Annotated in this window: 10 protein-coding genes and 1 pseudogene; 5 read left to right on the top strand and 6 right to left on the bottom strand. The window is 66.8% G+C overall.

The window, feature by feature from the left end:
- Positions 1-102: 102 nt before the first annotated feature.
- The 4 genes from ACH34T_RS10010 to ACH34T_RS09995 are packed head-to-tail and all read left to right on the top strand — an operon-like array spanning position 103 to position 3936.
- Positions 103-918, top strand: a complete 816-nt coding sequence (locus ACH34T_RS10010) for a GNAT family N-acetyltransferase (protein ID WP_395991722.1) — start codon at positions 103-105, stop codon at positions 916-918.
- A 26-nt stretch (positions 919-944) separates the two neighbouring features.
- Positions 945-1910 (top strand): pyridoxal-phosphate dependent enzyme, encoded by a 966-nt coding sequence (locus ACH34T_RS10005; protein WP_395991721.1) that lies wholly within the window; start codon positions 945-947, stop codon positions 1908-1910.
- Positions 1904-2752 carry a TauD/TfdA dioxygenase family protein gene (locus tag ACH34T_RS10000; protein WP_395991720.1) on the top strand — a complete coding sequence of 283 codons (849 nt, stop codon included), beginning with the start codon at positions 1904-1906 and terminating at the stop codon, positions 2750-2752. Before ACH34T_RS10005 ends, ACH34T_RS10000 begins: the two co-directional genes overlap by 7 nt.
- Complete coding sequence (locus tag ACH34T_RS09995) at positions 2749-3936, top strand: cytochrome P450 (protein ID WP_395991719.1); 1188 nt, start codon at positions 2749-2751, stop codon at positions 3934-3936. The genes ACH34T_RS10000 and ACH34T_RS09995 overlap by 4 nt, the downstream gene beginning before the upstream one ends.
- A 194-nt stretch (positions 3937-4130) precedes the next feature.
- Here the strand turns inward: ACH34T_RS09995 and ACH34T_RS09990 are convergent, their stop codons facing one another.
- From ACH34T_RS09990 to ACH34T_RS09980, 3 genes are all read right to left on the bottom strand, one after another.
- Positions 4131-5900: a family 20 glycosylhydrolase gene (locus ACH34T_RS09990; RefSeq protein ID WP_395991718.1), complete on the bottom strand. Its 1770-nt coding sequence runs from the start codon at positions 5898-5900 to the stop codon at positions 4131-4133.
- A gap of 20 nt (positions 5901-5920) precedes the next feature.
- Complete coding sequence (locus ACH34T_RS09985) at positions 5921-6307, bottom strand: hypothetical protein (RefSeq protein ID WP_395991717.1); 387 nt, start codon at positions 6305-6307, stop codon at positions 5921-5923.
- A gap of 65 nt (positions 6308-6372) precedes the next feature.
- Positions 6373-6780: a zf-HC2 domain-containing protein gene (locus tag ACH34T_RS09980; RefSeq protein WP_395991716.1), complete on the bottom strand. Its 408-nt coding sequence runs from the start codon at positions 6778-6780 to the stop codon at positions 6373-6375.
- Positions 6781-7107: 327 nt separating this feature from the next.
- Between ACH34T_RS09980 and ACH34T_RS09975 the strand changes: the two genes are divergently transcribed.
- Complete coding sequence (locus ACH34T_RS09975) at positions 7108-8976, top strand: CocE/NonD family hydrolase (protein ID WP_395991715.1); 1869 nt, start codon at positions 7108-7110, stop codon at positions 8974-8976.
- A gap of 170 nt (positions 8977-9146) precedes the next feature.
- Here ACH34T_RS09975 and ACH34T_RS09970 read toward each other — a convergent pair.
- The 3 genes and pseudogenes from ACH34T_RS09970 to ACH34T_RS09960 all read right to left on the bottom strand — a co-directional run.
- A pseudogene (locus tag ACH34T_RS09970) lies at positions 9147-9296 on the bottom strand (SAP domain-containing protein); the annotation flags it as partial.
- 138 nt (positions 9297-9434) lie between these two features.
- Complete coding sequence (gene speB, locus ACH34T_RS09965) at positions 9435-10460, bottom strand: agmatinase (RefSeq protein WP_395991714.1); 1026 nt, start codon at positions 10458-10460, stop codon at positions 9435-9437.
- Positions 10461-10504: 44 nt separating this feature from the next.
- Positions 10505-11113 (bottom strand): TetR/AcrR family transcriptional regulator, encoded by a 609-nt coding sequence (locus tag ACH34T_RS09960; protein ID WP_395991713.1) that lies wholly within the window; start codon positions 11111-11113, stop codon positions 10505-10507.
- Between the last annotated feature and the right edge of the window lie 80 nt (positions 11114-11193).

Raw genomic sequence — 11193 nt, 5'->3', positions numbered from 1 at the left:
CACCCGTGGCGGTACGAGCCTGCCGACTGCGTGCACGAGAACTGGGACGAGAGCAGGACCCGGCGAGGACGGGACCAGGATGGCGGTATCTACGTTGCTCGCATGCCAGATCAGGAGCCGTCACACAGGGGCGCGTCGCTGATAACCGGACGTCGCGGCAAGCACCCGTTGCTGCGAACGGTGAAGTCGAACCGGTACGCGACACTCGCGTCGTTATTCGGGCCCTCCTATCCCAACCTCGCGTTCGTCCATGCCGCCGTTGAGGGGAAGATTCCCGCGAAGGCGTGGGCGCAGCACGAAGGCGATGGCGTTTCGGCGTGCCTCATCACCACGCGGTCCCGCTTCTGCTTCGTCGCCGGGACGATCACTTCGGATCTCATGGACGAAATCTACGCGCTGGTGCGGGGGAGGCCGCCCATCACGCTCATTCACCCCGCGGGAAGTGACGTCGTCCCACGATCGGGCTTCGGTAAGTCCGAACGTGTCCAGTTCAGCCGTCATCACGATGCCGATGGGACACGGTGCGCGCCGCCCGAAGAGTTCGATCTGCTCAGAGTCGACGCACGGTTGTTCGAAAAGCTGAACTGGCGGGACATGGTCCTTTCCATCTTCGGATCGGCTGCCAACTACCTGAAGAACGGCTACGGGTTCTGCCTGGCCCGTGATGGGCACGTCGTGGCGGAAGGTCATGGGGTGGTGGGCGGCGGGCTGGTCGAACTGGGAGGCTTCACCCATCCGAAGTACCGGCACCGGAATCTGTACACCGCCATGAGCGCTCAGGTCATCGGATACGGCGCGGAACTCGGCCTGCGCCCGGTGCTGTCGTGCCAGGCCGACAATGAGGCGAGCGTCGCGGTGGCGAAGCGCATCGGCCTGACCGAGGACTTCCGCTATGAAGTCGCGTTGTCGGGCTCATGAGCGTCCATGCACCGGCGCCTTCACTGGTGGCCGACGTCCATCAGATGATCTCGCCCCACATCCGGCGGACGCCCCTCGTGAGGTCGACGGGACATGGGGACGTCTTCCTCAAATGTGAGAATCTTCAGCTCACCGGATCGTTCAAGGTGCGCGGAGCATTCGGCGGTCTCCTCGGCTACAGGCGCTTCCAGCCCGAAACGTGGGCCCGGATGAGAAAGCACGGGGTGGTGACCTGCAGCTCGGGAAACTTCGCGCAGGCGCTGGCGCACACGACGGCCCGTCTGACAATGGATTACACGGTCATCGTGCCCGAGCACATAGCGCCCGCGAAGCTGGCCGGCATCGTCGAGAACAATCCACTCACACGAATCGTGCATGTCCCGTACAGAATGTGGCGGGAGACGATGCTGGCCGGGGAGCATCCGGATTTCGCGGGCTTCTTCCTCTCCTGCGAGACGGACGAGTACGTCACGCGGGGCAACGGCACGGTCGGCCTGGAGATACTGCAGGACCTTCCCGCGGTCGACGCCGTCCTGGTCCCCTATGGCGGCGGCAACCTGACCTACAGCCTCGCCACATTGTTCGCCGAGCGGAACATCGGCGTCTTCGCCGTCGAGATCACCACCGGCGCCGCCCTGTCCGCCTCGCTGCGGGCGGGAGAGCCCGTCGAGGTGGAGTACTCCTCCTCCTTCGTGGACGGAATCGGCGCCAGCTTCGTCCTCCCGGAGCAGTTCTACCGGGTCAAGGACGTCATCGCGGGCGTCCTCACCGTGACGCCGTACGAGGTCGCCGAAGCGCTGAGCTCGCTGCTCCTCGACGACAAGATGCTGTCCGAAGGCGCCGGAGCGGCAGCCTTCGCGGCAGCGCAAAAGTACTCGGACGCCTACCGATGGGAATGTCCATGCGCCATTGTCAGCGGCGGGTCGATCGATCTCCACAGCCTGCTGGGCGTACTCAACGACACACCTGAGAAAGGGGAGACAATATGCTAGCCATCGAACAGGTCAGCGTGGCCGCCGGTGCCCGGGTGACCGGGGTCGACCTTTCCCGGGAACTGCCCGCCGACCAGTGGAAGGAGATCAGGCAGGCCTTTCATCGGCACAGCCTGCTCATCTTCCCCGAACAGGTGCTCACCATCGCGGATCAGAAAAGGTTCTCCCGCCGATTCGGTGACCTGCTGATCCAGGAGCACCTGCTGCCGATGACGGTCGAAGGCCACCCCGAATGCATGCGGCTGCACAATGACGCGGACAACCCGCCCGGCCTCAACACCTGGCACACCGACAACAGCGGCTGGCCCGAACCGCCTCTGGGCACCGTCCTCTACGCGAAGAAGACACCCGCCGTCGGCGGTGACACCCTGTTCTCCAACATGTACCTGGCTTATGAGACGCTCTCGCCGCCGATGCAGGAGATGCTCGGCCAGCTGACCGCGACTCACGACGTCAAGAAGGCCTTCGGCGCCGACTACCCCGAACTGAGCGAAATGCTCAAGAAGAAGTCCATCGAGATCAACGACAGGTTCGGGGGCGGCGAGGCCGTGCATCATCCCGTGGTGAGAATCCACCCCGAGACCAAGAGGAAGGCCCTTTACCTCTCGGCCCCCTATGTCACGGGAATCGACGGCCTGTCGGCGGCGGAAGGCCGGGCCCTCCTCGACTTCCTCTACCGGCACATCGAGACGAACGAGTTCGTCTACCGGCACCGATGGCAGGCCGACGACCTCCTCATCTGGGACAACCGCTGCCTGCAGCACTACGCCGTGGCCGACTACTTCCCCCACGAGCGATTGATGTACCGCATGAACGTCCTGCAGAACGGGGACGGACGATGACCGACGTCCTGAGCGGCAATCCCGCCGCCCTGCCCTGTCCGGCGGCGGCCTACCACCACGCGCGTCAAAAGGGTGTGCACTTCTCCGAGGCGATGAACGCCTACGTCGTCAGCTCCCATGAGGACGTACTTCGCATCGTCCTGGACGCGCAGACCTTCTCGTCCTCCAATGCCCTGGGCGCGCCGGCGCCCGGCCCCGAGGAAGAGATGTCCAATTATCTGCCCTACTTGCTGACCTCTTCCGAGCCCGAACATGCCCACCGCCGGTCGATCGTCAATCGGGCGTTCACTCCCAGGCACATCGCCGAGCACGAACCGGCCATCGGGGCCATCTGCCAAAGGCTCGTGAACTCACTCCGGCACAAGGACGAGGTCGACTTCGTCAAGGACATCGCGGTCACCCTGCCGATCTCCGCCATCGTCCACGTTCTCGGCCTACCCGACGAAGACCTGCCCGACCTGCTGCGATGGTCCCAGGCACTCGTCGAGGCCACCGTGGGCGTGGAGGAATTCGACGCTCAGCGGATCATCCCGCCGGGGCGCCCTCTCGCCGCCCGGATCACCCAGCGTCTCAGCGGCGCGCGCCGGGGCGTCCTGCGCCTCATCGACCAGTCCGGCATTCCACCCGCCGATGCCGCCCGCTTCGTCATCGATCTCCTCGTGGCCGGGAACTTCACCACCACCGCCTACTTGTCCAGCGCCGTGCACGTCCTCGCCCGCGCTCCCGAACTCGCCGACCACCTGCGCGCCCACCCCGCCGACATGGCCGGGTTCGTCGAAGAGACCCTGCGCCTGGAAAGCCCGCTGCAAGGGATGTACCGGAGGGCGACACGCGACTGCGAAATCGACGGCGTCCCCATCCCCGAGGACGCACGAATCCTGCTGCTCTTCGGATCCGCCAACCACGACCCGGCCAAGTGGCCCGCCCCCGCCATTTTCGATTCGCAGCGCACCGACGCGGCCAATCACCTCACCTTCGGCCACGGCACGCACTCCTGCCTCGGCTCGGGACTCGTACGGCTGCAAAGCCGGCTACTTCTCCAAACCCTGCTGGCCAATACCGTGCGGATCCGCCCGGCGGACCAGATAATCACCTACCTGCCCAATCCCATCTTTCGCTGCCCGGCCGCACTTCGGCTAGGAGTGACCTGGGCAGCTCCGAACACATGCAGTCCTGACCCGTAGGACACGCTCTCAGGCCTGCGAGCGGTTGCCCCGACGCATTGGCGCCCATGACCGCGCACTTCCAGAGCAATTCGGCCCCGCCCCAGGTCGGCAACGCTTGCCGGGCTGATTGACATCGAATACATCGACATCTTCATCCTGCTGGCTCCGGTCGGGTCACCTTCGCCTAGATGGGTCGGCCGGTTCGCCGGCCGTCAGCATGGCCCGTTGTCGGTCCAGACGTCCTGGGAGTTTTCGCCGGGAACGTCACCCCGGGTCCACCATCTGGCGGTCCAGGTGTGGTCGTTGTACGACACCTGCTGACCTCCGGTGTAGGCCACCGAGGACTCCCACGCGGCCGCGGAGCACGACCCCGGTGGGCCTGGGTCGCCGGTCTTCCACGGCACCTGGCTCGATCGATAGAAGTCGACGCCCATGACCTGCCATCGCGGTCCCTGCGCGCCCAGCCGCTGCCGGAAGGCGCTCCAGTTGTGGGTCGACTGCGGCGACCAGCCGAGCTCGGCGATGGCCGGCAGCCGGGGAAACGCCATGAACTCTATGTCGTCGATGTTCTGCAGGGTCTCCGACCACAGCGGCGCCTCGACGCCGAACACCTGCGACTCGGTCACGCCGGACAGGTGCGCTCCGGGATTCCACTCGTAGGCGGTCTGCACCTCGATGAAGCCCGCCCAGCTCAGCCCGAGACGCGTGCTGGAGTTGTACTTCATGTCGAGGTAGGCCTTGTTGGCGGGGGACATGAGGATCTTGTTGCCTCGCCTCGCCGCCGCCTGGACCCCCGCGTGCGACGTCCCCGTCTGCCAATACTGCGGCACGGCCGAGGTGGGCGGGGTGGCGTCGACGATGTCGTGCCAGCCCATCGCGGTCTTTCCCTGCTGCTGGACGAGCGGCAGCACCTTGTTGAGGAACGTGACGTAGTCCTGCTGGGACGTGGAGTTGGCCTCGTCGCCGCCGATGTGGAGGTAGGGGCCGGGGGTGAGCGCCGCGACCTCGCGGATGACGTCGGCGACGAACCGGTAGGTGACGTCCTTGCCGATGCACAGCGAGCTGTAGCCGACCTCGATGTCGGTGCGGCGCGGCGGCGCGGTGTTGTTGCAGTTGAGCTCCGCGTACGAGGCCAGCGCCGCGTTGGTGTGGCCGGGCATGTCGATCTCGGGGACGACGGTGATGTGGCGGCTCTGCGCGTACGCGACGATGTCCCGGTACTGGTCCTGGGTGTAGTACCCGCCCGGGGTGCCGCCGACTTCGAGCTCGCCGCCGTACGTCGCCAGCCGGGGCCAGCTGTTGATCTGTATCCGCCAGCCCTGGTCGTCGGTCAGATGCAGATGCAGATGGTTGACCTTGTACAGGGAGATCTCATCGACGTACCGCTTGACCTCGTCGACGGTGAAGAAATGGCGGGCGACATCGAGGTGGGCGCCGCGATAGGCGAACCGTGGATGGTCGACGATGCGGCCGCCGGGGATCGTCCACGGACCCGGTTGCGTGCTGGTGTTCTCGACCGCCGCCGGGAGAAGCTGCCGCAGCGTCTGCACACCCGCGAACAGACCGGCGGGCTGATTCGCCCGGATCACCACCGCGGACGCCGTGACGTCCAGCTGGTAGCCCTGGTTGCCCACGGTCGGGTCGGCGCCGGTGAGCAGCAGCGATATGCCGTCGGTGGGCGTAGCGGGCGCGGTCTTGACCGGCAGCGGGTAGCCGGTCGATCGGCGCAGGAGGGCGGCGAGGTAGTCGCCCACTCCGGCCGAACCGGGCTGGACATAGATCGCCGTGTCGCTTGTGATCGCGTGGTCGGCGCCTGTGGCCGGCTCGGTCTTGACCGGCACCGGAACCACGTCCTGCATGCTCGCGACCTGGGCGGCGGCGGGCGCCGGACGCACGCCCGCACTCACCGCCGGCCCCGCACCGGCCACTGACAGCATCAGCGAGGAGAGGATGACCAAGAGCTGCTTGGAGCGCGATCGCACGCGCGGAAGTCGGGTGGAGTTCATGGGAGCGGACCGTTCAGCGGCGGGAAATTGAAAGGTTTGTTGTCAGTTAGAACTCTTCCCGGCCCGCTGTCAAGGGGTGTCCACCCTCCAACCAACCCGGTGCGGTCACGGCGGTACGGGGCATGGCCCCGGTGGACTTCATCGTTCGCCTCGGTGCCGACCGCCGCATGGCCGAACGGCCCGTGCCGTTCAAGGATTTCGACCGGCGGAGCGTGGACTTGGCCGACAGTGTGGCGATGTTCGGCCGCAGCGGCGATTGGACGTACGTTCTGGAGGTCGAAAAGTCCACCTGGCACCTGATCTTCCTCGACCGGCTGGGCCAGGACACGTTGGTGGGGCAGGGCGAAGAACTTGTCCGCTTGGATCGCTTCCTGCATGAGCATCCGTGGACGTACTACATCGACGCCGTCGGCGAAGTGCGTTCTAACCTGCTCTGTCTTCGCTGCTGCTACACCACGTTGCCAGAAGTGCCCGGCAGCATTGATCGACAGGCGTCGCAATCAAGGGTGTGGAGGGACGCCCGCCGCCGGGCAGCTGGTGACAGTTCCCCGTCCACCCAGGCGGCAAGGCTCTGTCCCGGGACCAAGTGCTCCTCCGCCACGATCGATCGCGCCTTCGCCATGCCGTCCGGGCTGAGCCGGTACCTCCGTTGACCACGGCCCTGAGTCTTCGGATCCACATACGACTCGCTGATCACCCAGCCGTCCCGCTCTAACCGGGCCAGGATGGGCAACACGCTGCTGGCGGGACGGCCGGTGGCTTTGGCGATCTGCGATGCATCGGGCTTGTCCTCAGGGCCGAGCAGCGCGCCCAGTACGTCGAGTGTCGCTCCATTGGTGCGGAGTCGCTCGCCCATCCCTGAACTCTAGAAGTGATGCCCGGACGCGCGCCACTCCGATCCGCGAGCGGACAGGGCCTCACCGGACCCAGTGGACTCCCGTTGGCGGTGGGTCAGGTTGAACTTCGCAAATAGCTCATACGGCGATTTGTTGACAGAAGCTCTCATACTGCTCGCCGCGCCGGGACTGCCGCTCGGCGCAACGCTCCGGCCGTCCTCCTGACCGTCCGACATGATCATGCGATGCTCCGGCCGACGATGTCGAGCGGTCGAGAGGCGATCCGGCGGCCGGCCCGCGGGTACGGCGACCGGCCCCGCCGGCCTCGACCGGGAAGGGATGCGGCCATGACGGCAAAGCGGCGAATGACCTGGGCGGGCGGAGGAAGCCGGGGCTGGCGGCTGGCGGTCGGAGCCGCGGTCATCGTGCTCGGCGGCACGGTGAGCGCCCCCGGCGCCGGGGCCGCCGACGTCCGGTCGGCGCCCAGCCGCTGCGAGTACACCGTCCAGAAGGACGTCCCGGCCACCATGCGCGACGGAACCGTGCTGCGCTCCAACGTGTTCACCCCGAAGGGCGAGGAGGACTTCCCGGTCATCTTGATCCGGCTGCCCTACAACAAGGACGGCGCAGAAGGCTTCTTCTACGGCGACCCCGCCCTCTACGCCCAGAACTGCTACATCGTCGTGTCGCAGGACGTCCGCGGCCAGTACCAGTCGGACGGCACCTTCTACCCCTACCAGGCCGAGGCCGAGGACGGTTACGACACCGTCGAGTGGGCCGCGAAGCTGCCGCACTCGAACGGCAAGGTCGGCATGTACGGGTTCTCCTATCCGGGGCTCACGCAGTGGTTGCCGGCCACTCTCACACCACCGCACCTGGTCACCATCGTCCCGGCGTACACGTCCTCCGACATCTATGACGGATGGACGTATGAGGGCGGAGCGCTGTACCAGTCGTTCACCCAGGACTGGCCGCTGAGTTTCCTCGCCAGAGGCGCCATCCGCCGCCTTCCCGACGGCGCGAAACTCGCGGCGGAAATGACTCAGGCGTCGAGACAGCTGTTCAGCAAGTGGTACTGGCATCTGCCGCTGGACGAATTCCCGCCCCTGTATCCCAAGGACGAGCGCGTCGCGCCGTACTGGTACGACTGGGTCGACCATCCGAGCGACGACTCCTACTGGAAGCGGTGGAGCATCCGCACGAAGTATCCGAAGGTCACCGTGCCGTCATTGAACTTCGGAGGCTGGTCCGACATCTTCCTGAACGGGACGGTCGAGAACTTCGCGGGAATGCGCGCGCAGGGCGGGTCGCCGACCGCCCGGCAGGGCACGAAAATGCTCATCGGGCCATGGACGCATGGAGGTGCGGGCCGCCGGACGGGCGCGGTCGACTTCGGCCCGGACGCCGTGGTCTCGGTCTCCGGCATCCACCTCCGCTGGTTCGACCGCTGGCTCAAGGGCGAGCGCAACGGCACCGACACGGACCCGGCCGTGAAGATCTTCGTGATGGGCGCGAACAAGTGGCGCACCGCTGACTCCTGGCCGATCCCCGGCACCCAGAACACCACGTACTACCTGCACAGCAATGGCGACGCGAACACGCTGACCGGCGGCGGTACGCTCAGCGCCGCCCAACCGGCGACCGGGGAGACGCCCGACCGCTACCGGTACGACCCGGAGAACCCGGTGCCGAGCTTCGGCGGACGGTTCCAGAGTTCTGTGCCCGGCGGCCCCCAGGACCAGCGGGTCGTCGAGCAGCGGCGGGACGTCCTCGTCTACAGCACGCCGCCGCTGGCGAAGGACACCGAGGTCACCGGCCCGATCTCGGTGACGCTGTACGCCTCGTCCTCGGCGCGCGACACCGACTGGACGGCGAAGCTCACCGACGTCCAGCCGGACGGCAGCTCGATGCTGATCCGGGACGGTATCCAGCGGGCCCGCTACCGGACCTCGCTCGAACGGCCGTCTCTGATCCGTCCCGGAAAGGTCTACGAATACACGATCAAGCTGTGGCCCACCAGCAATCTGTTCAAGGCAGGTCACCGTATCCGGCTGGAGATCTCCAGCAGCAACTTCCCGATGTTCGACCGCAACCCGAATACGGGTGGAGAATTCGGCGCGGACGATGAGACGAGGGTCGCTTCACAGACGGTCCTGCACGACGCGGAGCACCCGTCCTCGATAACCCTGCCGATCGTCCCGCAGCCCATCGACTGATAGCGGGTTCCGGACGCCGGACGGAAACCGGGTTCGATTTCGGCCGCCTCACGCTGGATGAACTCCTTGGTCGTCTTGTCGCCGGTGTAGTTCACGACGGGGAGATCGAGGCGCAGACCTTTGTCCACGTCACGCTCGCCGGATCTGGCGGTGGGTCGTCGAGGCGGGCTCGGGGGCCCGCCAGTGCGGATGAAGTGCTTGATGGCCGCTTCGAGCTCGTCCTTTCGCAGCCGCGCGGAGGACGGGATGCCGACCGCTCTGGCGAATCTTCTGAGATCCGTCACGTACCAGTAGCCGTTGTCGAACTCGTCTTCAGTCATTGATGGCGAGAGTTCGGGCTCTCTGTCCATGACGTGTCCCTCCTCCGCGCGTGCCGTCGCCGAAAGGCCGTCGTTCTTGGACGGCAAGCGTACGGCCGCCCTCGGCGACTGGTCGAAGGGATGCCCGTCCCGTTCGGATCAGGTGTCTGTGCCGCGGGCGGAGAGCAGTGGCTGGCGAGGGTCCCAGATCGCGTCGTTGGTCTGGTCGTGCCGGCGGCGGGCGAAACCCGACAGGGCTTCGAGTATCACGCGGTTGGCGAGCATGCTGGTGATGTCGGCCTGATCGTAGGGTGGCGACACCTCGACTATGTCGATGCCGGTGACGGGCAGTTCGTAGCAGATGCGGCGGACCGAGTCCAGGAGCTGGCGTGCGGTGAGCCCGCCGGGTTCCGGGGTGCCGGTTCCGGGGGCGTGGCCGGGGTCGCACACGTCGATGTCGACCGACAGGAACACGCCGTCGCAGTCGTCGGTGGCGATGGCGAAAGCCTCGGTGAGGCAGTCGTCGAGCCCGCGGTTGACGATCTCGGTCATCTCATAGGACCGCATCTGCTCGTCGGCCATCCAGTCCAGGGTTTCGGGGCCGGGCGAGTAGCCGCGGAGCCCCATGTGCAGGAACCGGTCGCCGCGGACCGCTCCGGATTCGATGAGGCGGCGCATGGGCCGGCCGTGGCCGGTCAGTGAGCCGGACTCGGTGTCGCCGGTGTCGGCGTGGGCATCGAAATGGATCGTGGAGAGGCGGCCCAAGCCGATGTGCTGGGCCACGCCCGCCACGTCGGGCCAGGTGATCGTGTGGTCGCCGCCGATCACCAGCGGGAGCGCTCCATGGGAGGCGACGGTGTGCACCGCCTCCTGGAGGCTCTTGGCGGAGGCGACGGCGTCGCCGGAGTACGACTCCACGTCCCCGGCGTCGTAGACCCGCAGATCCTTCAGGCCGTCGACGCGCAGCGCGAGCGACGGGCGCGAGCCGTCCTGGGGGAGGTAGCAGGACTGGCGGATGTGCCGGGGGCCGAAGCGCGTCCCGGCGCGGTGGGAGGCGCCGTCGTCGAACGGCGCGCCGAGGATCACCACGTCGGCGTCGGCGTAGGTGCTCGGCTCCGACCAGTCGCACGGGTCAACGCCGAGGAAGGTGATGTCGGGGCCGTATTGGGCGCCATAGCGGGTCATCGCGAACTCTCCTTAGTCGTTCATTTCTCTAGTCGTTCATTTCTCTAGTCGTTCATGGCTCTGAGGGCGTTGAGCAGGGCGCTGAGGCCGAACTCGAATGCCTGGTCGGAACGGGTTTCCGAGGTGGCCTGGGCCGCCAGGGCCCGGGACAGGTGCGGGGCCTGGACGCCGGGATCGACCTCCCACATGATCTCCGGGGCGGCCAGGTCGAGCGCGGAGCCCAGCAGGAAGTTCTCCAGGGCGGTGTAGGACGGCATGACCTGCTCCGGGGCGAAGCCGCCCTCGATGAGCAGCGCGGCGATCGTGTCGTAGACCGCCACGACGCGGGGCGCGTGGACCGTGGTGGTCGCCAGGAGCGGGATGAGGCGGGGGTGGGCGGCGAACGCGGCGCGGTGGGAGCGGGCGTAGGCGTCCAGCGCCCGGTCCCAGGGGCGCAGGTTCAGGAGCTCGGAGTCGATCTGCTCGTCGATCTTGGCGCGCAGCAGCTCGATGACTCCGGCCCGGCCGTCCACATGGTGGTAGAGCGACGGGGTCTGGACGCCGAGCCGCCGGGCCAGTCCGGGCATGGTGAACTCGCCGTCCTCGTCGACCAGCTCCAGCACGGCGGCCGCGATCCGGTCGTGGTCGAGCAGGGGTTTGCGTGGACGTGCCATCCCACCTCCTTCATCGATCCGTGACATGAACCGTCTGGTGCGACGTGGTCATCGGCCCTAGCATGCCGAAAACCTAAATC

Origin of the sequence: Actinomadura sp. 9N215 (genome assembly GCF_044326345.1) — a bacterium.
Classification (GTDB): Bacteria; Actinomycetota; Actinomycetes; order Streptosporangiales; family Streptosporangiaceae; genus Spirillospora.
This window is presented reverse-complemented; position numbering and strand designations above follow the sequence as displayed.

Bases quoted from the DNA above. Each gene is read 5' to 3' on its own strand.
- ACH34T_RS10010 (WP_395991722.1), top strand. From the start codon at position 103: ATGCCAGATCAGGAGCCGTCACACAGGGGCGCGTCGCTGATAACCGGA.
- ACH34T_RS10000 (WP_395991720.1), top strand. From the start codon at position 1,904: ATGCTAGCCATCGAACAGGTCAGCGTGGCCGCCGGTGCCCGGGTGACC.
- ACH34T_RS09995 (WP_395991719.1), top strand. From the start codon at position 2,749: ATGACCGACGTCCTGAGCGGCAATCCCGCCGCCCTGCCCTGTCCGGCG.
- ACH34T_RS09985 (WP_395991717.1), bottom strand. From the start codon at position 6,307: ATGCTCATGCAGGAAGCGATCCAAGCGGACAAGTTCTTCGCCCTGCCC.
- ACH34T_RS09980 (WP_395991716.1), bottom strand. From the start codon at position 6,780: ATGGGCGAGCGACTCCGCACCAATGGAGCGACACTCGACGTACTGGGC.
- ACH34T_RS09975 (WP_395991715.1), top strand. From the start codon at position 7,108: ATGACGGCAAAGCGGCGAATGACCTGGGCGGGCGGAGGAAGCCGGGGC.
- speB (WP_395991714.1), bottom strand. From the start codon at position 10,460: ATGACCCGCTATGGCGCCCAATACGGCCCCGACATCACCTTCCTCGGC.
- ACH34T_RS09960 (WP_395991713.1), bottom strand. From the start codon at position 11,113: ATGGCACGTCCACGCAAACCCCTGCTCGACCACGACCGGATCGCGGCC.